Consider the following 23,926-nt stretch of genomic DNA (forward strand, 5'->3'; position numbering starts at 1 on the left):
CCTAAATAATCTTAGTCCGCCATGATCGATGCCATCACCAGGCGATAAAGAACGCCATCGGAGAGAGCGTTCACAGCGGAAAGTTCCGCGTCGGTCTCCGCTTGCAGCATTCTTGGAGCGTTGTTTTTCACGTTTTGAATCGTGTCGCTGATGATGATCTCACCGCTTCTGGCATTTTTAATAGCACAATAGACGTCTCCAAAGGCGGAATGCAAATTCAGCGCGGAGATATAAGTGCCAGGACGTGAAACGATCTTGACTTCGATGATATAATCCGCGGATTGGGGGCTGTCCGTGATGTCGATGTCCATGTCGATCAGTCTGTCCTGCAAGACTTTGCGATAGATTGTTCCTTTAGAATCATTGAAGCTGTATTGCAGACAAACTTTCGGCTTGCCCACTCGGATCGGTATCTGGGCGTGTTTAAACACAATCGTGTCCAAAAGTTTGCGGATGATAGGGTTGGTGAGCCGCTTGGCATAATGGGATTTATCGATCCCCACCTCGATCAACTGATTGGCTTCGAAACTTGTAATTCGTTCCACCGGTAGGAGATACTGTCCCTTGGAATCGGTCATTCCTGATAGAGGCATCTTTCCGCTGCCGCGGGAGAATCTGAAGACCAGCGGGAAGTGATCGCAGCCATAGTTTTGCTGATCGTCTTTTTTGTAATTGAGAGTGATCAGTATTCTCTTTTCCGTTTTCTGCTTCGCCACCATCTCCAATATTGATGGATCGGCAGAGAATGTAAGCTGCAAGGGCAATTGACGCAGTCGCCGGCTCAATTCATTATAGAGGTTGATCCTTTGGGAAAGATAATCCGCACTCAGATCCAGATCGAGATAATCCACTACCTGTTCAAGGGCTTCCAGTAGCAGCGGGATGCCGGTGGCTATGTCCGAACCTGCATTATCATACTGGATCAATTGCCCCAAAGCCTGAGATACAGCAAGGTCTCGCCGTCTCATCCGTTGGCTGCGATAGATATCCTTGCTGAGCCGGTAATATGCCCAATATTCTTTCTTGGACTCATACGTTCCTGTGAGTTGGACATCCGTCAACAACGCTCTTGAACTGGTTTGAATCTGTGAAACAAACTCCGATCGCGGGATGCCGGAACTCTCTGTATCGATCAGGGATAGCTGCGCGTCCACCTGAACGCTGATCTGCATGGAGATATTCTTCACTGCGTTATCAAATGCACGATCCTTGTAGTTGGCGATGCCTTTGTTGATATTGACTACACTGGAATAGAAAGCGGGATCGATCGGTTCCGCTTTTGTCCAAGTCGGCACCGCTTTGGAAAAGCTGCAAGAACAAAGCATCCAAATAATGATCAGAAGCAGCGTGATCTTTACTATTTTCATTTGACGTAGTTTTTGATCTGGGAAATGAACATACCACTGAGTTTGCGAACGGCGCGGTTGACCAACTCGACATCAGATGGCGGCAGAGGTTCGGATTTGGCGATCAGAGCTTTGGTAGAGGGGGAGAGCGCTCTTTCGTCTCCGGCGCCCTTTCTTGCCCAGACGTCCGACCAGTTTTCTTCGGAAGTGAAATTGTCTTGGATTTTGATCCTGCCGGTGGAGACATCCACGATCGTGTATGAAGCCGTGATCTGAGCGCCTGCGGTTTTGGTGTATTTGGTATAGAGGCAAGAGACGTCGCCTTTGATGGCTCGGGTGCGTTCATTGCCTTCGACGTCGATATAGGTTTCCTCGCTCACTGTGACATTGGCGGTTTCCTTCTTTTCCAAGTCAACGGTGCGAGGTTGGACATAATTGATCTGTAATATCTTGCCGGTCATGATCTCATGTGCGCCAAGGAGCATACCCACATTTGCCGAGCTTTTTTCATCGACCAAACCGGAAGCGCCGAGTTTCTGCTCGAGCAGTACTGTATTGATCTGATCGCGGGTGATGATCTCCAAAAACTCGCTGGCGCTTTTGTCCTGCAAAAGAGAGCCAATGATGGAATCGACCAGCATTTCCGGGATGCCACCATACTTGCTTTTTGAGCCGCTTTTGTCCTCGAAAGCCATGATGGCGATGCGTTTGATCGCGAGCTTGCGTGCCTGCTCATAGCGGGAGGCGGAATCCTTGTATCCTGGAATAAACTCCTGCGCCAGTTTAAACTCTTTGGCGGCTTCTTTTTGGATGTCCGTGCTGTTTCCGCTGCGTGCGAGTTTGATGCCGCTGGAGTAATGATACTCGGCAGCGTTGGTCTTGCTCTCACGTATATTCGGGTTGTAATCCTTAAAATCAAAATAGATCACTTCGCCGGTCTTGGGGTTCATCAACCTGGGAAGGTCTTTCACCTTGGTTTGAATCGCGTCCAGTTCTGTGTATTCCTTATAGAGTTTGTCCCATTTGAGCGCGTCATCCGAAGCTGCGAGCTTGGCGATCTTCTCTTCACGGATCCTGATCAGACGGGGATAGATATCCTTGAGCAGATCCTGTGCTTTGACGTAGCCGGGCTTGATAGTCAGCGATTGCACATTCGTCTGTAGGGCAGCTTCCAGATTTCCGTGCTTATACTGTTTCTTGGCGGTATTGTACAATGAAACGTTTTTACTGCATCCGCTCACCAATAGCAGCGTAATGAAGATCAATGGCATAAGATACTTTAAAAAGCGCATCTTATCCTCCCTCGTTTAGTTTTTTATTTCTTATTTTACTACTCGTATATCATTGAAAGCACTTCTTGCAGAAATGACGACATTGTGTCAAGACCTATTTGCTGAAAGCATTATCTCACCCGACAAATAGACGTGGGGGAGAAGGAGGTGAGTTTAGTAGAAGCAATCTATCAGTTATCAAGGAAGATTTGAAACTGGAGTAAAACCGAGCTGAGCTGAGATACTTTCCCGGATCCTGTCTCTCAGGGATAGAGCATTGGTTATGGACGCAAGGTCAAAGCTCTCCGTGAAACTGCCGGGAGTGCCGGTCATCAGATGGATGGAGTCGGAGAGGATAATGGCTTCATCGATATCATGGGTGACCAATATCACAGAGAGCTTTAATTCGCGGGTGATATCTTTCAGCCAGGCTTGCATTTGCGATCTCGTGATCGCATCTAAAGAAGCGAAAGGTTCGTCTAATAACAAAAGCTCCGATCCGGTCATGTAAGTTCTCAAAAATGCCACTCTTTGGCACAAGCCCCCGGAGAGTTGATGCGGCAGATGCTTTTCATGGTTTTCCAATCCGAAAACGGGGAGCAACTCCGCAATTTTGCGTTTGCCCTTTTCCAGGTCAAGATTCTTGACGCGTAGCGGGAGCATCGCGTTGTCAAAGACGTTCAACCAAGGGAAGAGCAGATCGTCCTGGGGCATGTATCCAAGGCAGCCGCTCTTTCCCGTAATGTCATTATTTTGGTATATGATACATCCCGCATCGGGGAACGTGATTCCGGCAAGCAGTTCCAGAAAAGTACTTTTCCCGCATCCGCTGGAACCGATGATCGAGACAAATCTACCACTATCAATCGAAAAATTGATTCCTTCCAGGATCGGTTTTTTTTCTCCCTTGAAAAGGAAGGACTTTGCCAGATTCTCGGTCGTCAGAATGGGATGCATCAGGGCAGATACTTGTTTGTGAAGGCTGCTTCGGCTTTGACTGGAACAGGGATCAGAGCTTTCTCGTGCATCCAATCACCAAAACGCTGCCACACTTCCAGCTTTTGCATGCCCCACTTATCTGCATCGGAACGATACTCCTTACTCAAGTAATTCATGCTCAGATGCACTTGTTCAGGATTCAATTCGGGAACCTGCTTGATCAAAATATCCGCAGCGGCGGTGGGATTTTCGATGCAATACTCATAACCCTTGCTTGCCGCGGCAAGAAAAGCCGCAACGAGTTCCGGTTCGGCTTTGACGGTCTTTTCATTGGCGATGATCAGCGGAGTGTAGAAATCAAAGATGGGATTGAGTCCGCGGATCGGGATAAAATCGATCTCGATGTTTCTGCGATGAGCTTCGACGCCGTCCCAACCCCAGTAGATCCATTCAAAATCGGCATCCTTGCCGATGGTGGAAAAGAAGTCATAGACGCCTGAGATGATCTTGGTTTTGGCAAAATCGGCAGAGTCGTCCTTCATGATCGTTTCCAGAATGGCAAGCTCGGAAGGCCAGCCGGAACTGCCATAGCGTTTTCCTTCAAAGTCTTTGGGACGCTTGATGTTGGCGGATTTGAGTGCCGCGAATCCGGAGGTGTTGTGTTGCATAATCGCGGCGATTGAAATTACCGGAATGTCTTCCGCGCGGGCGAGCATCACGCTTTCCTGATAGCTGACGCCAAATTGGGCATTTCCGGAGGCGACGATCTGATCTGCAGTGTTTTGTCCTGGTTGGATGATATTCACATCAAGTCCGGCATCGCGGAAATATCCATGTTGTAAAGCGACGTAAAGTCCTGCGTGATTTGTGTTTGGAGTCCAATCCAATACTACCGTGACCCTGCGCAGGTCACTCTTTTTCTTGCAGGACACGCTGAATAGCAAAAGCGCCATCAGCAAAACGGTCAAAATCTTGTTCATCTATGCTCCTATTTGTAAATAATGATATGAAACTATGCTCGCGGATGATAGACTTTGTGTGTTTCCATCAGATGGCGGATGTCCACGTGAGTATAGATTTGGGTGGTATTCAAGCTGGCATGACCAAGCAGCGCCTGCACGATACGCAGATTCACGCCGGCTTCCAAAAGATGCGTGGCAAAGGAATGCCTGAAAGTATGGGGTGTGATCTCCTGTTTGATATTAGCAATCAGAGCGGCTTTGCGCAAAATCTTCCAAAAACCCATGCGGCTGAGCTTTCCGCCGCGGTTGTTGAGAAAAAAGACATCCGTATTTTTGAACTTCAGCAGGACAGGACGGTGCTGTTTCCAATATCGGTCAATCCACTCGGAAACGCTTTCCACATAAGGGACATAGCGCTGTTTGCTGCCTTTGCCGTGGACGAGGATCACTTTTTCCGTGAGATTGATATCGTGGGTGGAAAGACCCAGCAGTTCCGAGATTCGCATGCCGGTGGCATAGAGGAGCTCAAACATCAGCTTGTTGCGTGTTTCCAGGGAGTTTGAGACGGGCAGACGATTGAGAAAACCAAGCATCGTTTCCACGTCTATGACATCGGGTAAATGCTCACTGAGTTTGATCTTGGGCACTCTATCAAAGTCAAGATTGATCTTGTAGTCGTTTTCGGACAGAAATAGAAAGAACTGCTTGATGGCGATGCGTTTGCGGGCGATGGAGGTAGACACCAAACCGGTGTCGGAGAGCGCGATGAGATACTGGACAAGATCGTCCGCCACATATTGTTCCACAGCTTTGGGGCAAAACTCCAGAAAATCTCTGATATCGCGTTTATAGCTTTCGATGCTGTTTTCCGCCATGCCCTTTTCCACTTTGATGTGATAGACAAAGCTGTTTAACAGGCTGGTCAGTTTTGTGCTCATGGCGGGTCTATTCATTGCTGTGGTAATTCGGAGTCTCCTTGGTGATGCGTATGTCGTGCGGGTGAGATTCTTTGAGACCCGCAGAGGAAATCTCGATAAACTGGGCGTTTTTGCAAAGTTGTGCAAGGTTCGCGGATCCGCAATATCCCATTCCGGCACGCAGACCACCCATAAGTTGGTAGATGAAGTCTTTCAGCGGTCCCTTATAGGGCACCATGCCTTCGATGCCTTCCGCCACGAGCTTGCTTTCGTCGCTGCTATCTTGAAAATAGCGTTCCTTGCTGCCGCGTTTCATCGCTCCGATTGATCCCATGCCGCGGTAGCTTTTGAAGCTTCTGCCATTGTAGATGATGAATTCACCGGGGCTCTCATCGGTTCCTGCAAAAAGCGAACCGATCATTACGGCATTGGCGCCTCCGGCAATGGCTTTGACGATGTCTCCGGAGTATTTGATGCCACCGTCCGCAATTATGGGGATGCCGGATTTTTCGGCTGTTTCAGCACATTCCATAATGGCACTGAGTTGGGGAACTCCGATGCCCGCCACCACTCTGGTAGTGCAGATCGAACCAGGTCCAATGCCTACCTTGACACCGTCCGCTCCGGCATCGATGAGAAATCTCGCTGCTTTGGCGGTGGCGACATTTCCAGCGATGACATCGATGGAAAGATTGGCTTTCACTTTCTTCAAAGCGCTTTGGATGTTTTGGTGATGACCGTGGGCAGTATCGATGACGATGATATCCGCACCCATGCGTATAAGCTCTTGCGCCCGTTCAAGATAATCTCCGGTAACACCGATCGCGGCACCTACGAGAAGGCGATTCTTTGCATCCTGAACTGCGGAGGGATAATCGATGCTTTTCATGATATCCCGCACGGTCAGCATGCCCGCAAGTTGAAATTCGGGTGTCACCAACAGCAGTTTTTCGATGCGGTTTTTTTGCAAAAGCGACTTTGCGGCTTCGATATCGATTCCGATGGGAGCGGTGATCAGTCTTTCCCGCGGAGTCATCAGCTCACTCACGCGTTTTTTCATGTTGGTCTCAAAGCGAATGTCCCGATTGGTCAGGATTCCCACCAAGAACCCATTTTCCACCACGGGGAAACCGCCAACCTTGTGATGTTTTTTCAGGGACATGACCGTGGCAATGTTGTCCGAGGGGGATAAGGTGTAGGGATTGGTCACGATTCCGCTTTCGGCGCGTTTGACGAGATGTACTTCCCTCGCCTGCTCATCAATGGTGAGGTTTTTGTGGATGATACCGATGCCGCCTTCGCGAGCCATAGCAATCGCCAGAGCGGATTCTGTCACCGTATCCATGGCAGCGCTTAAAAGCGGAATCTTCAAGCTGATATTTGGCGTGATCTTGGTGTGAAGATTCACTTGCGCCGGCAGGGTCTTTGAATGCTGAGGAACCAGCAAAACATCATCAAAAGTGAAGGACTTACGTATGATCTTTTTCATTTATCGCTCCATACGATGCCAAGTAATTTGATAGCAGAAATCCTGTCAAGCATGCTCAGAGTTTTGGTTTGCTGTATTCACGGCTTGTCAGGCGCTGCCGGAAATTGGGTGAAAAGATAGAATTGGGGTTTTGGGTCAAAAAGTCTCTTGCCAGGCGGATGCGTTCGTTTCCATCCTGCATCAGCAGCAGTTTCAGCAGAGCGGCATATTCAAGCGCGATCTCATCTTCCCAAGGATAATCCAAAATCTCCAAAGCGCGGCTTTTATCCGAAAGCGCGATCGCCCACTCGACGGCAAGGATGCGCAATTCCTCATCATTGTTGGTCTCAAACAAAGCCAAAAGCAAATCGACCGATAGAGGATCGTGAAGCTGCATTTTCTTGTAGGCGGCAAAGAATGTATCCATCTGAGCCTCGGAAAAATCCAACATAAACATCATCAGATAGATGGAGTCGTTCACATACTTCCCGGCTGGATAGCGGATGATGTATTCGTTCATCAGGGAATCCGCGGCGTCGATCTGTTTTTGCATGAGGCGGGAAAGATACGTGAGAAAGTCTCTCGTTTCGACCAATTGGGGCTCCGTGACGCTGTGCAGTTTGTCCATGGCGTTCATGTATTCACCATTGATAAGCAGCAGACGGGTGATCTCCAGCTCGATATCCTGAGATTCGGATTGGTTTCTGGCAAAGCCCTGTGCCTCTTGATACCAGCGCATGCCGGCAAGCAGATCCTTGTCCGCGGCAAGCACGTTTTGAGCCATCAGTTTACGGGCGTTAAAGTTTATCTGGCTGCGATTGCGGTATTGTCTTTCCACCAAAGTGGGATCGTCGATGATGCGCAGCAGCAGTGAGTCGCACCCCGCAAACCGGTTGTTCCGAAAGTCTATCTGCGCCATGCGATATAGGTATTCAGCCCGGCGGATCTTGTCCTGTGTGATTTCGATCAAATGAGCGTAAGCCGGATAAGCGGTCTCATCGACAAGGGCAATGAACTGATCTTCCGCAAAGCGATGCAATTTATCCCAGGGCAGCTGTTTATAGACACTCAGGGCGAGTTTCTGTCTGCCCATGGAGAGTAGCGAATTGGCATAAAGTTCTTTCACGGCAGCGTTGCCGCTTGCATTTGCGTATTCTCCGATGACGTTGATCATAGTGGAATCCTGCGCCATGATGATCTTGCACTGATTGTTGATGTGATAGATATTTGTGGGATTGGCTTCCAGAAAGCGAAGATATTCAGTCAGCGCCATGCCGAAAAGCCGGAAATTGAGCGCTGTGTTGGCAATTTCGAGCATGAACAGCGTGTCGTTGCTATGCTGAATCCTTGCCTGACGATAGAGATCGAGCACCTGTTCATAGAAACCGCGGCGTTCGAAATAGGAAGCGATTATGCGATAGCGATGGATATCGTGCCTTTGTTTTTGCAGATGCGTCATGCTCAGGCTCCATGCTTGTGCTGGTAAGCCTTGCATCACAAAGAGCTGGATCGTTTGCTCCTCGGCGCTCAGCTCCGGCAGGACGTTTCGATAGCGGTTCAATGTGCTTTCCGCCTTATCCAGTTGCGAGGTCTGAAAATAGATTTGCAGAAGCTGGACGACGCTGTTGACGTCGTTGGGAAACTTTTCCAGAATCTGAATGAAGATCGCCTCCGCTTCGGTAAATTGCCTGCGGGCGAGAAGTTGATAAGCCTGCTGGGCGAGGATGTCTTTTTCGTTATATTGAGCAAGCGTGATTGAGCAAGCAAGAAGCAGAAGGATGATCAACAGTAATTTGCGCATCATCTTACTCCATCTTGTCGTTGAGATATGTAAAATAACGGATGATCACTTGTTGATAGGCGGGCGGGAAATTGCGATAAGCGTCATCCAGCATCGCGGCGCGGCGCAATGCGTTGATGTCCATCGTTTCCGGCTTTGTTCCCTGATATTGATCGATTGCCCTTTCGCCTTTTCGTCTTTGGCTGGTATCGCGTTTGTTGATCGAGCGTTGGGCATCCAACAGTCGTGAGACGATATTTTCCTGTCTTTGCATGATATCCCGTGAGAGTTGGTTGGAACGCAATTGACGGGCAACCGCTTCCGCCTCCTCGATGATCTGTTTGATGGCGTTTCCTTGTTTCTGAGCCTCAGGATCGTTTTGCAGAGCGCGCTTGAGGTTGTCCGCCAGGCGCTGCTGATCGTTTGCCAGTTTCTGGATCTGTTGTTGCATCGCGGGGTCCATGCCTCCGCCCTGTTGTTGCATTTGCATCATCAATTGCTCGGTGAGCATGCTCATTGCCATCTGTTCCTGACTCATCGAATCGAGCATTTGCATCAGCGATTGCATGCCGCCTCCGCCACCGCTGCCGGAAGAAGGACTTTTCATCGATTGCATCAGGTCATAGACCATCAGGTTGATGCCTTTCTGGATCGATGTAAGATATTCGGGGATGCGCATATACTGCATTTCTCCCACTCCGGTAAAGAGTTCGCGGTAGGCACGGTTGGTATCGGTGAGATCGATGTAAAACTTTGGGGGAATGAACATCGTCACCTGAGGTATGGCAAATAATTTATTCAATGAGAGTTGGATACCGTCATAATGAGCGATCAGATCCGGCATGATCTGATATGGATCGTTGCCATAACGAGCCGCCAGTTCCTCATGCTTTTTGGAGAAGATAAGCAGTTCGCGGATGGCGTTTTGCAGCGCCTGAACGACTTCCTGCTGGCTGCCACCGCCCATGGAACTCTTCATCTGATCAAGTTTAGTGGTAAATTGGCGCATTTTTTTCATCGCTTCCTGTTGGGCACTCATGGCGGAGGAGCGATTGTTTTCGCCAAGTTTGGCTTTGCTTTGCTGCATGTTTTTCTTAGCTTCGCCTTGCTGCATATCCTTCACCAGTTCGGAGAGCATCTGTTTGGTTTCCTTGTCTTTAACGGGATCGAGCATGGCATCGATCTTTTTCAGCTCTTCCATCAGGTTCTGATACTTGTCCATGATGCTTTGTTGATCGGCAGCGAGCTTATCTTTATCCTGTTTGAGGTCGCCGGAGCGGTCGTGAAGAGCTTCCTGCATTTTCTCCATTTCTTTGGAAATTTGGAGGGCTTTGTCCACCGCCTGTTCTTTTTTGATGCTTTCGAGAAGCTGCAGGGTCTGTTCAATGCGCTTGGCAAAATCTTCCACGGAAAACTTGAAATTATCCATTGCTTTGCGTAGGTTCTCGGGATCGATCTTTTGCAGGGCGTCGCCAAATTTCTTCATGGCTTTTTCCAGCTCTTCGTTTGAGATTTCCTGCATCAGTTCCTGGATCTTCATCATCTTTTCCATTGTCTCGGGTGAGATCGCTTGATTGACCTGCATCTTATCAATAAGTTGTTGAAAATCCTGCGCGATTTCTTCCACTTGGCGGGATAGATTTTCCTGGTTTTGAAGGATATTTTCGAGCTGCTTTTTGTCTTCCCAGTTGAGTTTATCCTGTTTGAGCAGTTCGCGGCGTTTTTGTTCAAAATCTTTCTGCAGGTCTTTGGTCTGTTCAAGCGCGGATTGCAGTTCGCCGGTTTTTTTGCTTTCCTGGCGTTCGATCTCCCGATAGATCTCCTCGATAGTGGGATAGCGGGCGATATATTTGGCGCTGACAGCTTTTTGCTGATCCGGAGAATTGTCATAGACCTCAGCCCAATAGAGAACTCTATCCCCCGGCAGCAGCCCAAGTTCTTTCATATCAAAAAGATAATCCCGATTGAAGAGCCGGTTGGGGATCACGGTTTGGATGGCGATCGTTTGCATCGCATGATCGTTCACCTGATACTTCAATTCCAGATTGCGCAAGCCAAAATCGTCGTCGGCAGAAATGATCAGAGGCAGGACGAGCGTTTGATTCAACGCCACATCCTCACCGGGATAGAGAATCTTCACCTGCGGCGGAGCGTCTTGGATGATAGTGATATACTTCTCGTCGGGCTGGGACTTTCTGCCCAGTTTGTCTGTCAGTTCCAGATACCAGCTCTTGGGTTCGAGCACCTGGAGCTGTGTGGAAAAGCTATGCGCGTCAATAGCTTGCATGATGATGTCCCTGCCATCGGAAAAGCGCATGACCGCTTTTTCCACCGGGATATTGGTTCTGATCGAAAGAATCGCCTGGGTATATTTGTAAGCTTCAATATTTCCGTAGTTCAGGCTGTCATGGGAAGCAGGTAAACGCGTGTGCGGCGGATATTTATAATGCACTTCCCAGGATCGCACATAGGGTTCGTCCAGACAGGTGATCTTGAAGATCGCGGATTTGGCGATCTCGTTTTCCACGTAGTATTCAAAGGAATGCTCCACGGAGCTGAAATAATAGCTGAAATCCGTCATCCCCAATTCCCGCCATTGAGTGTCCCAACGGTAGAAAAGACGATGTGGAAGGCGGCGTTCGGGATTGAGGATCTTGATCGTAAGCGCCTGATTCTTGCCGATGGTGTGGTTTCCGGGGCTGATCTCGATGCTTGCTTTATAGGCAACGCTTTGTGCCTTATTGGTGTAAAACTGATTCAATGAAAGACGAAAGTCATCCCAAGAAAGCCCCCACACGCTCATCAACCCCGCCAGAGAAAAGAGCAGAACGAACAGCAAGGAAGTTTTTAGCACCGGCGGCAGCCGATATTTTAAGCTTTCAAATCTCGCATTCGCCTGCATCGCCAGAGCGTCCAATACAGCTTCGGATTCGCTTTGCTGTTTCAACTCCAGTAGATTCTGGTAGAGATCGTCGCTGAAGTTGTGATGGCGATCCAGCCAGCGTGCGGCGGTAACCGGAGCGTATCGCGAGCGCAAGGCATCAAGAACGATGTATAGAATAATGAGTGCCAAAGACACTCTCAGCGCGATGTTGAAATAGATCAAAGCCTGGGACGCGGCGGGCAAATTCAGCCATAAAAGAAAATACAGATGCACCGCGAGCGCGAAGCATACGCCGGCTTGGATCGCAGTCCGGGTGGCGATTCTGAGGTTCAAACCCCGCATGTATGTGTTGATCTTTTTGATAATATCGCTCATAATTCCGTCATCTCTCATTTATTGAGACAACGTTCCTGAGCCTCGGTCTTTGTGTCAATGCCTATTTGTGCCGGTAGCATTTGATCAAGATAAAAATGCGCTACCCAATGCCAATTTTCTGCCTGCCGGAAATCATTTGCCGGTATAAAGCCATATAGGGCTTATGGATCCAGAATGCCATCCTCAAGACCGGCGAACGCAATTGGGAGCGGTCTGTCGGGGATCGTGGCGGCGGTTTTATTTGTGCGGGTGGATGAAATCGATGACGAGGATGGTGATATCGTCGCCAAATTGATCCGGATCGGAGAATTTGAGCACGCCATTGAGGATAGCGTTGGCGGTCGTCTCCGGTTGGGGATTTTGCAGCTTGCTCAAAATCTCTTCCAGGCGCTCGGTGCCGAAAAGAATCTCCTTGGAACTCATCGCCTCGGTGATTCCGTCCGTGAACATAATGAGCTCGTCTCCGGGATCGAGCTGCACGCAAGCGGAACCGATCTGGATGTGGTCAAACACGCCGATGGCAGTGGAATGGGTCTCTCCATATTTGATCACCCGGCGGTCTTTTTTTCTTAAATAGAGCGGAACATGCCCGGCGTTGGAAAAACAGAGCTGCCCGGTTCGCAGGTCGATGATGCCCAGAATGATGGTGACAAAGTTCGTTTCCTGCTCGTTTTTGCACAGGAAGGTGTTCAACACGGCGAGCATATCATAGGGAGTCTCGTAATTTGGCGCGATCGAACGCAACAGGGTAGTGACCATCGTCATCGTCATCGCTGCTCCGATCCCTTTGCCAAGCACGTCGGCGATGTCAAAGCAAAAGTGATTTTCATCAATCATGAAATAATCATAAAGGTCGCCACCGATCTCCCCAGCCGGTTCCAGAATGCCAAACGCGCTTATCTCTCCTCTGGGAGTGGCAAATTCAACGTTTGAAGGAATCAGATTTTTCTGGATAGTGGAGGCGAAGACGACTTCGGAGAAAATCTTGTTTTTTACCTCGGTGACCCGATGCAAGTTGGCAATATAATCTTTCAGCGAGCGCTGCATAGTCCCGAAAGAATCCATGAGCGTCTGAATCTCATAGACTTTGCTCGTGGAGGGCAATTCTGCGTCAAAATCTCCGGATCCGATCTGATTAGCCGCTTTCGCCAAAAGCTGCAGAGGTCTGTGGATCTGGATGGTCTTAAAGAAAATGATCCATCCCGTAGCTATGAAAACGACGGCAGAGGTGAGGATGTATAGCAAAAACAAGCTGTTCAAATCGGCAAAAATCTCTTTGTGGTTGATGACGATTGCCATCGACCAATGGTTTGAAATGAGGGGTGTATGATAGATCCACTCATCGCGAAAAAAAGAATTGCCGGTGCTTTGGCGAAACCCGGTTTTGCCGCTGATCATATCCTGTCCGATGCGCCTCAGAGCGATATCTTCATATAGCTCAGCCAAATCAAAAATGCTGTAGTTCATCATCAGCGAATCGGCGGGGTGGGTGATGATCGTTCCATGGTTGGAGATCAAAAATGCAAAGCCGGTTTTCTTTACCTGCAGGGGCTTGATGATGTTTTCCAAGTAGTCCAACGAGATGTCCATACGCACCACACCAACTGTCTTTCCATCGCGTCGAATGGGAACTGAATACGAAGTAATCAGTTGCCGGATTCCAAATTCATCGAACCAGGGTTCTGACCAATGATCGGACTGGGTGAGCTGCGGGATCTGAAACCAGTCTTTATATAAAAAGTCTCCACGGGCAAGATACTGGATATTCTTGACATTCTGCCCCAGGGAATATATGCGGTTGCGGTGAATGGTATCCACCGTGGGATCATAGGAAATGCAGACGGAGGTCAGATCGGGATTGAAACGCAGCATCTGAAAGACATATTCGTCCAGTTTCTCTTTCGTGATCAAGTCCTGTTCCTTGATGTAGCGCAGGCTCATCCCCATGGTCATGATCTTATCCAGCTTGTTGTCGATCATGAGCTTAGTTTCATTGGCAATGGAGGTGGTGGAATCCAACACGTTGCGCAACATAATCCGCGACACGAAATAACGGTTGATCATAATCGATAAGGTAAAGATGATCGCCATGGAAATGAATACAAAAGAGATGATGCTGTAGGCAAAAGCCTTAGTCGGTTTATTCTGCTGCATGGGGGTAAAAGCGCTCATAATCAAGTTTTCGAGGGATGACCTTGTTTTTCAACAGCAGGCCTTGGGCAAATTCGAAGTCCCTTTTTTCCAGCACTCCGATGCTGGTTGGTTTTGCCAGAATCAAATCAGCCCAAGTCTTCAGCATCCATGCCTGGTGGGGAATGTTTGCCGGGATAAAATTGCGGCGCATGATGTCCAGCACCACATCCAAGGTCTCATCCTGATGATTGATCGCATACAACCATCCATCCATGGTAGCTTCCGCGAAGTTTTTGCAGATTACCGGGTTCTTTTCATAGAACTCTCTGGTTGTGTAGATTCCATCTTCGATAAAATTGTAGCCGATGTCGCTGAAACGAATCTCAAAAAGCTGCTCTTTGTCGATTCCCGACATGAGTACCTGATGATATTCATTATAGACCATCAGGTTCATCATGTCAACTGCATCATTCAAAAGCAGGCTTATCGTCCAATCGATGGGAATCACTTTCACGTGAAGGTTCTTTTCTTGGAAAAATACCAGCGGCAAATCCTGAAAATCGGAACGCCACAGACCTACTTTCTTTCCATTCAAATCATTGATAGATTGCAGCCGGGGGCTTTTTTTGCCAACTAACATGAGCGCCGATTTCTGCGATACTTGGGCAAGATTCACCAGCTCGTGATCCTGAGCCGTCTTGGCGATTGCGGTTGCCAGTCCGAGAGTGACGATGTCCGTGCTCCCGTTCAAGAGAGATTCGTAGGCTGGGTAGTCTGGACCTCCGCTTTGAATTTCCACGTCGAGACCGTAGTTGCGATAAAAACCCTTTTTCAGAGCCATGTAAACTCCGGCAAATTGAGCTTGATGCAGCCATTGGGGTCGAAAGCGGATCTTGAAAAGATCGGTGCTGTCGGCAGATGCCAGTGCTGATGCTTCTTGCTCAGCCTGCGGGAGGTTGTCGCTTTTGCTGCAGGATATGGTAAACAGGATAATCCTGAGCAAAACAATCGATATGATGATCACCTTCGCTGCAAAGAGCGTTCGCTTCGATTTAAGCATCTAATCTCTCGATCGATAGAGCGTTACACATGATCCAACCTTCTTTTGAACATTAATCAACACGAGTTTGAGTCTTTAAAAGAGAGGTCAATGAATTAGGCAAGGATTATCATCAATATAGCAACGTAGTCAAACAAATAACTGTGGATAATAATCAACAACTTGGGTTATGTGTTATCTTTGCTTGAACTTACAAGCTGCACCGATAAACTCGCGAAAGATAGGATGAGGGTTTTGGGGGCGGGATTTGAATTCAGGGTGGAATTGGACGCCGATGTGGAAGTCGTTTTTGGGGATTTCGATGATCTCCACCAAGAGTTCGTCCAACGAGAAACCGGTGAGCGCCATGCCTTTTTCGGTGAGGGTTTCACGGTACTGATTATTGAACTCATAGCGGTGCCGGTGCCGTTCGCTGATCACCTTTATCCCATAAGATTTTTCCGCTTGAGAGCCAGGAATCAGTTGACATGGATAGGCGCCAAGACGCATGGAGCCGCCCACCATTTCAATATAGCGTTGTTCTTCCATGAGATTGATCACGGGGTATTGGTTGAATTCGTCAAACTCCGTGCTGTTGGCATCCTTCAAATCGCAGACGTTGCGGGCAAACTCAATCACCGCCACCTGCATCCCGAGACAGATGCCGAAAAATGGGATATTGTGGATTCTGGCATATTCGGCGATGCTGATCTTGCCTTCGATGCCGCGAATTCCAAATCCCCCGGGAATGAGAATGCCGTCCGCGCCGGAAAGTTCTTTTTCCAGGTCGCCGGGCTTGAAACTTCGTTCCGAATCCACCCATTTGATCTGAAGTTTCTTTCTGTGAAAGGCAGCAGCGTGGTGCAGCGCTTCTTCGACGCTTTTATAGGCATCCTGATGACGCACGTATTTCCCACAAAGCGCGACGGTGACTTTGTCCGTTGGTTGGGTGCTATCCTCCAGAAACTTTTCCCAGGCGCTCAGATCCATAGGTCTTGTTTCCAAGTTGAATTGATCGCAAATGATTTGGGGTAATCCGGCTTTCTGGAAAGTAAATGGTACTTCATAGACGCATTTTACATCGATAGCATTGATCACATGATCTCTGGGGACGTTTGTGAAGAGGGCGATCTTGCTGTAGATGTCATTGTCAAATTGTTTTTCCGAACGGCAGAGCAGGACGTCCGGCTGGATACCGATCTCCCTCAGTTTGTATGCGCTGTGCTGTGAAGGCTTGGTTTTCAGCTCGCCTGCGGACTTGATGTAGGGAACGTATGTGAGCAGGATATACAGCGAGTTTTGACTTCCGAGCTCGAGGCGCATTTGACGGATCGCTTCCAAAAAGGGAAGGCTTTCGATATCGCCAACCGTGCCTCCGATCTCGGTGATAATGATATCATAGAAGGCGTTTAGCTTTGTGATGCGGCTCTTGATCTCGTCCGTGACGTGTGGGATCACCTGAACTGTCTTGCCCAGATAGACTCCCTTGCGTTCGTTTTGAATCACGGTTTCATAGATCTGTCCGGCGGAGCAACTTGACGCGCGGGTGAGCGCCTCATCGACGAATCTTTCATAGTGCCCCAAATCCAAATCGGTCTCAGCGCCATCGTCCGTGACAAACACTTCGCCGTGTTGGAAAGGGCTCATCGTGCCGGGATCGACGTTCAGGTAGGGATCGAATTTCTGCGTTGCCACTTTGTAGCCCATGGATTTGAGCAGAAATCCGATGGACGCCGTTGCGATCCCTTTTCCCAAGGAAGAAAGCACTCCTCCCATCACAAAGATATATTTCGCCACTTTGTTTCCTCAGATCAGTTTTTTGGTTTCTGCAAGGGATTCTTTGATGGCGTTGACCGTGTAATCCAGGTCTTCCTTCGTATGCCGATAGCAGATGTAACCGTGATGATAGGGCTGCAAAAACACGCCGCGGCGAATCAGTTGAGTATAAAACTCGTTTCTCAGATTCTTATACAAACCGGTTTCGTCTTTTGGGAAAGTGATGAAAGGCATCCAGGGCGCTCCGGAAAAACGAACCGGCATGCCGGATTCACCGATCACCTTTTCCACCTGTTCGGCAAAATACCATCCTTTCTCGGCGATAGTTTCCATCACCCTGTTTTGCTTCAGAAACTCGATCGTTTTCAACGCTGCAATCTGGGCATCGCTATTGGGGAAAAATGTCGAAGATAGGAAGACCTTGTCCGCCATCACTTTCATGATCCTGCTTATGCCTACCAAAGCGGCAATGGCATATCCGTTTGCCATGGCTTTGCCGATAGTGGAGAGATCCGGAGTCACCCCAAAAAGAGCTTGCGCTCCGCCAATGTGGCATCTGAAACCGCTGCGGATCTCGTCAAAAATCAACACACAGCCATATTGATCGGCGAGTTTGCGCACCCCTTCCAAGTATCCGGGAGCGGGCATCTGAACCTCTGCTGCCAAAGGATGCCCCACCGGAGTGATGATGATTGCCGCCATGTCGTCATGGTTGTTCTTTAAAATCTCTTCAAGTTGGTGCAGGTCGTTGTAGTGAAACTCGATCACGTCTTCATAGAACTTTTGCGGGATGCCGCCTTTGACTTCCACGCACCAGTCGTGCCAGCCGTGATAGCCGCAACGCGCGATCTTGAGTTTGCCGGTATAAGCTCTGGCGACGCGGATGGCGATGGTGGTAGCGTCGCTGCCGGTTTTGACAAATGCCGCCATTTCACAGCAGGGGATGATTTCCTTGAGCGCTTTGACAAGCTCGTTTTGTGTTTGCTGGGTTAGAGAAAAACAAAAGCCCTTATTTTTTATCTGATCGATCACCGCGTCATCGATCTCTTCCTCGCGGTAACCGATACTGATGGGACCGTATGCACAAAGATAATCGATGTATTCGTTTCCGTCCACGTCGATCACGTGACCGCCCTTGCCGGATTCAAAAAAGATCGGATACTCTCCCAGAACGAAATTGTAGGGACGTCTGATCCCTGCAACTCCGCCGGGCACAAGGGTCTGCGCTTCTTCAAAGAGCGCGAAGCTTTTGTCCAGTTTCAATTTATCTGCCATGATGATTCTCCTTTATCTTTCCCACAGACTGGCGATGCCCATTCCGCCGCCGATACAAAGCGATGCCAAGCCTTTGTGCAAATCGCGTTTTTTCATTTCATGCAACAAGCTCACAATAATGCGAGTGCCGCTGGCTCCGATGGGATGTCCCAAAGCGATGGCTCCGCCATTGACGTTGACGATTGAGTGATCGAGCTTGCCTATGTTTTCCAATTCCAAGCCTTTCAGCACAGCAAGAGATTGCGCGGCAAAGGCTTCGTTGAGCTCAGCCAGCTCGATTTGACCGAGTTTCCAGTTTGCTTTTTGTAATACTTTGGCAATCGCGGGCACAGGTCCGAAACCCATTTCAGAAGGGTCAACACCCGCGGAAGCGCTGTTCACGAATCGGGCAAGGATTTCCAATCCAAGCTCGTTTGCCTTGTCTTCGCTCATGAGCATGATCATCGCGGCACCGTCATTGATCCCGGAAGAATTCGCGGCAGTCACACTGCCGTCGGATTTGAACGCGGGACGAAGCTTGGCGAGGCTGTCTTGAGTCACGCCTCTGCGCGGCATTTCATCGGTGTCGATGACGATCGGCTCCCCTTTTCTTTGGGGAATTTCGATGGGGACGATTTCGTCTTTAAATCTACCGGAGAAGATAGCGGTTTCGGTTTTGTTTTGACTGGCAGCGGCAAAGGCATCCTGTTCTTCCCGGGAGATAGCATATTTCTCTGCCAGGTTTTCGGCAGTGATGCCCATGTGGTAATTGTTGAAAACGTCGCTGAGTCCGTCTCTGACCATCAGATCGATCAATTCCCGATTTCCCATCTTGGCTCCCCAGCGGGTATCCATTGAGACATAAGGTATCTGGCTCATGTTTTCAGATCCGCCCGCGATGATAATCTCCGCTTCGCCGGACGCGATCATCAAAGCTGCCAGAGCCACCGATTTCATTCCCGAGCCGCAAACTTTGTTCACAGTGTAGGCAGGAACGGAAACCGGAATGCCGCTGTGAATTGCTATTTGGCGCGCGACGTTTTGTCCCATTCCCGCTCCGCAGACGTTGCCGATGATCACTTCATCGATCCTGTCCGCTTGGATGCCGGTTTCTTCCAAAAGAGCTTTGAGCACTGCCGTGCCAAGCTGAGCCGCGGAAACGTCTTTGAACGCTCCGCCGAAATTACCGATCGCAGTTCGTTTTGCGCAAACGACCACAACTGATTTCATGGTATCCTCCACTTGGTTTCTTATTCTTTAATGCAAGTCTTAAAAAGCCCGCGATTTGGTCAATAGCAATTTGAGCAAAATTGGAGATGATGGAAGAATCTTCGCCAATGAAAGAGCTTCAAGGTTTTGAGATGGCGCTTACCGGACAGCCGTCAAAATCATCACCATTGCCATTGATGCAGATACCGCAATCGATGCATTTGTCAGCATCGATCACCGCCTTGCCTTTGACCATAGTGATGGCATCCACTGGACAATAGATCACACAGAGTTTGCAGCCGATGCATTTATCGGGATTGACCTTGGGTTTGGTGCTTTTTGCTGTCTCCACCGGCTTGACATTCTTGATTGGTTTTTGCGCAGCCACTGGTGCCACAGAGGAGCTAAGCTCTCTTTCAGATTGAACAGTGCGTGGTTGCAGACTGTCTTCCACCGCCAAAGCGCCACCGATATCAATGATCGATTTTTGCTTCACCGGCACCTTGATCCCGATCACGCATCTCTTGCAGCCAATGCATTTGTTGCTGTCGATCACAGCTTTTTGACCTACCATTGAGATCGCGTCCACTGGGCAGACGGGCACGGTTTCATATCTTGGAAAGATTCCCAATCCGGAGAGCAGCAACAATATAGCGATGCCGGAAAGGAGGATTATGACGATAGTAGTGGAGATTTTGTTCATTCGAACTCCTCGGAATAGGTTCCCGGTTTGGGACATTTTTCAGCACAAATTTGACAATGGATGCAATTTGGATCGCGCACATATTCGTATTCGGCGATATTGATATTCATCGGGCAATAGAGCATACAGACTCCGCAATCGTTGCAGCGTTCAAGATTACGTTTTACCTTTCTGCGTTTGAGCCCAATTCTGGCTCCGATCCACTGAAAGACGTTCATCAACGCCGCATAGGGACACAAAAACCTGCACCAAAACCGTTCGGTGAAAAAGCCTGCGAACAGGATCAATACCAATAGCAGCAAACCCCTTTGCCCGATGATGGGAAGCCGCGAAAGCGCGTAGAAAGGACATAATTGAATAAACAGATATCCCACGCCACGGATGACCATGACCGACGTGAGCAGCAGGATCAGGTATTTGACGAAGGCATACTTGCGCTCATAGAGCCATGGCACACGTTTCTTGGTCCGGTACTTTTTGCTGCGTAATGCGAAAACGCCTTCCTGAGCAGTGCCCAGAGGACAGACATAGGCACAAAACTTCCTGCCGCGAAACATGCCATAGACAAGGATGAGGAAACCGGCAAAGATCGACAGCCAGGCAATGGTATTCGCCAGCTGGAGAAAGGTCGTTCCGCTCAATCCGAAACAGACGATCGCATAAGGACAACCCTGATGGATACTTAAGCGTGTTCCTGCTATCGTCAATGCCAGAAAAGCAAGCGAGAGCAACAAAAACAAGAGCTGAATCGCCAGCCTGATCTTTTGTGAACGTTCCATCTTCATGCTTTATGCTCCCTTCGCTCGGCGGCGCTTTTCCTTTGCCGGTAAGGATTCGCGTCCTGATAGAGCAGTTCGTGATAGACTGCCCTTGTCTCCTGATGGAAGATGCCGATATAGATATCTTCGGTTGATCTTGCCAGCGTGAGAGCCTGCGAAAGCTTGTCCGGAACGATTTCCAAATGCTTGACTTTTTGGTTGAAAAGCTGATAGGTGTTGTTATATGCCACGCATGGCTGCAGCACTTCCACGAAGGAGAACCCCTTGTGCTGCACTGCTTTGACGATCATCTCGCAGAGGTGATCGATACGCGCGCTATAGGCTCTGGCGACGAACGTGGCACCCGCTTCGATCAACAACGGCACGGCATCAAAAGGCTTTTCGATGCTTCCGAAGGGAGTGGAAAGTCCTTTGTAACCTTGAAAACTAAGCGGTGAAAACTGCCCGGTCGTGAGTCCGTAATTTCCGTTGTTGTGCAGGATCAAAGTGATGTCCATATTGCGTTTGGCGGCAAAAAGCGTATGTTCCAAACCCTCGCCGAGGCTGTCTCCGTCTCCGCCGAAGCTGATGATTTTGAGATCCGGATTTGCGAGTTTGATGCCCTGTGCAGTTGCCAGGGCGCGGCCATGCAAGCCATAGATACCGCTGAGATTGAGGTAATCAAAGATCTTCCCATGGCATCCGATTCCGGCGGTGATAACGATATCGTCTGTTCCGACTTCTTTAGCGTTCAAATCATGGATGGCTTTTTTAACAGCATTGATGATGCCAAAGTTTCCGCAGCCGCTGCACCAGGTATTGGCTTTATTGGTGTCCAGTTCACGCATGGATCGCCTCCTCGAGCAGGTTGGCAAGCTTGATGGGATCGAAAGCACGCCCGTCATATTTGAGGATGTTCCGCTTTGTTTGAAGTTTCAATTTCCACTGAAGAAACCTGGCAAACTGACCGGTGGAGCTGTGTTCCACCACGATCGCCGCTTTGCCTTCATATTCTTTAAGTTCTTCAAAAGGAAAGGGTTCCAGATAGATTGGCGCCACGATTCTGAAACCGGAATCAGTATATTTAAGTGCTTCACGCAATTCCATCACTGTGGAGCCATAGGCAAAGATCACGTTTTCTCCATTGCCATAAACCGCCACTCTTTGATACTTCCGTGTGGCTTTTTCAAGAACGGCGTTTTTACGGTTGCGTTTGTCTTTCATCGCGATCATAGCACCGGCGGCATCGGTTCTGAGCCCGGTCTCAAAATGTTCATGACTGTTCCATTTGACAACACTTTCAGGACAATCCTGCGGAAACTGCAACGGCGAAATTCCGCTCTCGGTGATCGCATAACGCTTGTAATCTTTTGAGCAGTTATCCATAAGGCATGACGCCTCCGGAAGTGAAGTCTGATCAAGGTGGAGGTTTCTCATGTCCTCGGAAAGCTGTTTTTCGGTGAGCAGGATCGCAGGTGTTTGCACTTCCCAGGCAAGGGAAAGCAATTCCGCTGCCAGTGAAAAAGCCCGTTCATGACAATCCGGTGATGCGACCACGCGCGGAAACTCCCCATGTCCCTGATTGATGGCAAACCATAGGTCTTCCTGTGCCGTATATGTGGAAACTCCGGTTGCTGGTCCGGGACGCGAAGTAAGCACACACAAAAGCGGAGCTTCCACGATTCCCGCCATGGAAAAAGCTTCCTGCATCAATGCGAATCCGCCTCCACTGCTTCCAACTGCCGATCTGCAACCCGCGACCGCACTTCCAATCGCCATATTGATCGCTGCCAGTTCGCTTTCAGCATGGATGGCATAGATCCCAAGGCTTTCCTTTTTCAGTGCCAGATAGTGCAGCAGCGAGGAAGCCGGGGTCATTGGATAGGCAAAATAGAAATCCAAACCTGCATAATATGCTCCCAGCCCGATTGCCTGATTTCCTGATAGAAACCGATACTGATGATCAAAGGGATGATCCATCGGCTCGGAACTTTTCTTGATTACAAGCTCGTAAATCTCATCTGCAAAAGCGATATTTTCCGCGATATTTCGCTTAAACTGTTGCTTGATAGTGTTGCGCATAATATATTGGTGGATAGAATGATGGGCACAAAAGATCGCTATCGCCACAATGCCGATGTTCGATCCTTCCGGATAGTGCTTTTTCATGATCGAGGTCATCGGGATGCCTGCTCCGTCTTCAAGATCGCTTTCATCGCTATTGCAGAAAAGGACTCCACCCGGTTTGAGAAATCCCGCGTGCTCTTCGACGCTGCGGTGATCGAAACAGATGATCAGATCGGCATCCTGATAAGCGGCATAAACGGTTTCGTCCGAAGATGATACCGTGCTGAAATTGTGCCCGCCTCTGATCAGGCTCTGATAATCATCCGCCTGATAAACCTGTTTTCCTGCTTGGCACAAAAGACCGGCGATCACCTGTGCGGCTTTTTTAATGCCCTCTCCAGCTCTGCCACCGATCAATATCGTATATATATTTTCGCTCACTTAAGCTCCATTTTCTGTTTGCAATCAATGACATTTTGGAGGTTTGAATTGTCAACAAAAAAAGAAAAACTCTGTGTTTTTCAAGCTCGCAACTGGGACACGTATGAAGTGCAAGTGGCATGTAATCAACGAGAACTTTACTTCTGACAGGCACATTTACAATTTAAGACCGATGAAAATAAGTCCGCTCCTTCTACTCAATATCTAAACCTAATGAAAATTGCCTTGGTGCATAAATCTATCTCACGTGAAATCGGAATGGCTGTGGGGAATCAGAATTCCCCACAGCCATTCCCTATGCCACGTGGTGATCAACGTGGAGATCAAGAAAAGATCACCGCAGCATCGGCATGCTGCGCTACATCCAAAGTGTTAATCAAGCCTTAATCAAGCGTTAATCAAGCGTTAGTTTTATTACGCTTGATTAACGCTTGATTAAGGCTTGATTAACGCAGCTAAGGCGGAAAGCAGCATGTCTCCACAATGGAAACGAAAAATTTGGGTAAAATTTGGGTAAAAATTTGGATAAAATGTGGGCAAAATCCCCACAAACAGGTTCACAAAGGGATGAGGTTTTGCTAACATCAGTTTTGACACAAAATAA

Annotated in this window: 17 protein-coding genes; all 17 read right to left on the bottom strand. The window is 48.9% G+C overall.

The window, feature by feature from the left end:
- Window positions 1-11: 11 nt before the first annotated feature.
- Window positions 12-1,367, bottom strand: a complete 1,356-nt coding sequence (locus Q8M98_05670; protein ID MDP3114250.1) for an LPP20 family lipoprotein — start codon at window positions 1,365-1,367, stop codon at window positions 12-14.
- The gene (locus tag Q8M98_05675; GenBank protein MDP3114251.1) at window positions 1,364-2,638 is read right to left on the bottom strand and encodes a CsgG/HfaB family protein; all 1,275 of its coding nucleotides are present in this window, start codon (window positions 2,636-2,638) and stop codon (window positions 1,364-1,366) included. Before Q8M98_05675 ends, Q8M98_05670 begins: the two co-directional genes overlap by 4 nt.
- Before the next feature lie 177 nt (window positions 2,639-2,815).
- Entirely contained in the window at window positions 2,816-3,574 is a 759-nt protein-coding gene (locus tag Q8M98_05680; GenBank protein MDP3114252.1) for an ATP-binding cassette domain-containing protein, read from the bottom strand.
- The gene (locus Q8M98_05685; GenBank protein MDP3114253.1) at window positions 3,574-4,536 is read right to left on the bottom strand and encodes an ABC transporter substrate-binding protein; all 963 of its coding nucleotides are present in this window, start codon (window positions 4,534-4,536) and stop codon (window positions 3,574-3,576) included. The genes Q8M98_05680 and Q8M98_05685 overlap by 1 nt, the downstream gene beginning before the upstream one ends.
- Window positions 4,537-4,568: 32 nt before the next feature.
- On the bottom strand, window positions 4,569-5,456 hold the full coding sequence (locus Q8M98_05690) for a tyrosine recombinase (protein ID MDP3114254.1): 888 nt from the start codon (window positions 5,454-5,456) through the stop codon (window positions 4,569-4,571).
- Window positions 5,457-5,463: 7 nt separating this feature from the next.
- A complete protein-coding gene (guaB, locus tag Q8M98_05695; GenBank protein ID MDP3114255.1) occupies window positions 5,464-6,924 on the bottom strand; it encodes an IMP dehydrogenase in 1,461 nt (486 codons plus the stop codon).
- 55 nt (window positions 6,925-6,979) lie between these two features.
- Window positions 6,980-8,704 (bottom strand): tetratricopeptide repeat protein, encoded by a 1,725-nt coding sequence (locus Q8M98_05700; GenBank protein MDP3114256.1) that lies wholly within the window; start codon window positions 8,702-8,704, stop codon window positions 6,980-6,982.
- 4 nt (window positions 8,705-8,708) lie between these two features.
- The gene (locus Q8M98_05705; GenBank protein ID MDP3114257.1) at window positions 8,709-11,942 is read right to left on the bottom strand and encodes a hypothetical protein; all 3,234 of its coding nucleotides are present in this window, start codon (window positions 11,940-11,942) and stop codon (window positions 8,709-8,711) included.
- A gap of 237 nt (window positions 11,943-12,179) precedes the next feature.
- A complete protein-coding gene (locus Q8M98_05710) occupies window positions 12,180-14,114 on the bottom strand; it encodes a SpoIIE family protein phosphatase (protein ID MDP3114258.1) in 1,935 nt (644 codons plus the stop codon).
- Entirely contained in the window at window positions 14,083-15,135 is a 1,053-nt protein-coding gene (locus Q8M98_05715) for an ABC transporter substrate-binding protein (GenBank protein MDP3114259.1), read from the bottom strand. Before Q8M98_05715 ends, Q8M98_05710 begins: the two co-directional genes overlap by 32 nt.
- Before the next feature lie 174 nt (window positions 15,136-15,309).
- Window positions 15,310-16,911 carry a CTP synthase gene (locus Q8M98_05720; protein ID MDP3114260.1) on the bottom strand — a complete coding sequence of 534 codons (1,602 nt, stop codon included), beginning with the start codon at window positions 16,909-16,911 and terminating at the stop codon, window positions 15,310-15,312.
- A 9-nt stretch (window positions 16,912-16,920) separates the two neighbouring features.
- Window positions 16,921-18,165 carry an aminotransferase class III-fold pyridoxal phosphate-dependent enzyme gene (locus tag Q8M98_05725; GenBank protein ID MDP3114261.1) on the bottom strand — a complete coding sequence of 415 codons (1,245 nt, stop codon included), beginning with the start codon at window positions 18,163-18,165 and terminating at the stop codon, window positions 16,921-16,923.
- A 12-nt stretch (window positions 18,166-18,177) separates the two neighbouring features.
- A complete protein-coding gene (locus Q8M98_05730; protein ID MDP3114262.1) occupies window positions 18,178-19,374 on the bottom strand; it encodes an acetyl-CoA C-acetyltransferase in 1,197 nt (398 codons plus the stop codon).
- Window positions 19,375-19,492: 118 nt separating this feature from the next.
- A complete protein-coding gene (locus tag Q8M98_05735; GenBank protein ID MDP3114263.1) occupies window positions 19,493-20,056 on the bottom strand; it encodes a 4Fe-4S binding protein in 564 nt (187 codons plus the stop codon).
- Window positions 20,053-20,841, bottom strand: a complete 789-nt coding sequence (locus tag Q8M98_05740; protein MDP3114264.1) for a 4Fe-4S binding protein — start codon at window positions 20,839-20,841, stop codon at window positions 20,053-20,055. The genes Q8M98_05735 and Q8M98_05740 overlap by 4 nt, the downstream gene beginning before the upstream one ends.
- Entirely contained in the window at window positions 20,838-21,662 is an 825-nt protein-coding gene (locus Q8M98_05745; protein MDP3114265.1) for a thiamine pyrophosphate-dependent enzyme, read from the bottom strand. Before Q8M98_05745 ends, Q8M98_05740 begins: the two co-directional genes overlap by 4 nt.
- Window positions 21,655-23,322, bottom strand: a complete 1,668-nt coding sequence (locus tag Q8M98_05750; protein ID MDP3114266.1) for a 2-oxoacid:acceptor oxidoreductase family protein — start codon at window positions 23,320-23,322, stop codon at window positions 21,655-21,657. The genes Q8M98_05745 and Q8M98_05750 overlap by 8 nt, the downstream gene beginning before the upstream one ends.
- Between the last annotated feature and the right edge of the window lie 604 nt (window positions 23,323-23,926).

The sequence above is a fragment of the Candidatus Cloacimonadaceae bacterium genome (assembly GCA_030693415.1).
Lineage (GTDB): Bacteria > Cloacimonadota > Cloacimonadia > Cloacimonadales > Cloacimonadaceae > JAUYAR01.

Bases quoted from the DNA above. Each gene is read 5' to 3' on its own strand.
- Q8M98_05705 (MDP3114257.1), bottom strand. From the start codon at position 11,942: ATGAGCGATATTATCAAAAAGATCAACACATACATGCGGGGTTTGAAC.
- Q8M98_05710 (MDP3114258.1), bottom strand. From the start codon at position 14,114: ATGAGCGCTTTTACCCCCATGCAGCAGAATAAACCGACTAAGGCTTTT.
- Q8M98_05670 (MDP3114250.1), bottom strand. From the start codon at position 1,367: ATGAAAATAGTAAAGATCACGCTGCTTCTGATCATTATTTGGATGCTT.
- Q8M98_05730 (MDP3114262.1), bottom strand. From the start codon at position 19,374: ATGAAATCAGTTGTGGTCGTTTGCGCAAAACGAACTGCGATCGGTAAT.
- guaB (MDP3114255.1), bottom strand. From the start codon at position 6,924: ATGAAAAAGATCATACGTAAGTCCTTCACTTTTGATGATGTTTTGCTG.
- Q8M98_05690 (MDP3114254.1), bottom strand. From the start codon at position 5,456: ATGAGCACAAAACTGACCAGCCTGTTAAACAGCTTTGTCTATCACATC.
- Q8M98_05735 (MDP3114263.1), bottom strand. From the start codon at position 20,056: ATGAACAAAATCTCCACTACTATCGTCATAATCCTCCTTTCCGGCATC.
- Q8M98_05680 (MDP3114252.1), bottom strand. From the start codon at position 3,574: ATGCATCCCATTCTGACGACCGAGAATCTGGCAAAGTCCTTCCTTTTC.
- Q8M98_05685 (MDP3114253.1), bottom strand. From the start codon at position 4,536: ATGAACAAGATTTTGACCGTTTTGCTGATGGCGCTTTTGCTATTCAGC.
- Q8M98_05700 (MDP3114256.1), bottom strand. From the start codon at position 8,704: ATGCGCAAATTACTGTTGATCATCCTTCTGCTTCTTGCTTGCTCAATC.
- Q8M98_05725 (MDP3114261.1), bottom strand. From the start codon at position 18,165: ATGGCAGATAAATTGAAACTGGACAAAAGCTTCGCGCTCTTTGAAGAA.
- Q8M98_05740 (MDP3114264.1), bottom strand. From the start codon at position 20,841: ATGAAGATGGAACGTTCACAAAAGATCAGGCTGGCGATTCAGCTCTTG.
- Q8M98_05675 (MDP3114251.1), bottom strand. From the start codon at position 2,638: ATGCGCTTTTTAAAGTATCTTATGCCATTGATCTTCATTACGCTGCTA.
- Q8M98_05715 (MDP3114259.1), bottom strand. From the start codon at position 15,135: ATGCTTAAATCGAAGCGAACGCTCTTTGCAGCGAAGGTGATCATCATA.
- Q8M98_05745 (MDP3114265.1), bottom strand. From the start codon at position 21,662: ATGCGTGAACTGGACACCAATAAAGCCAATACCTGGTGCAGCGGCTGC.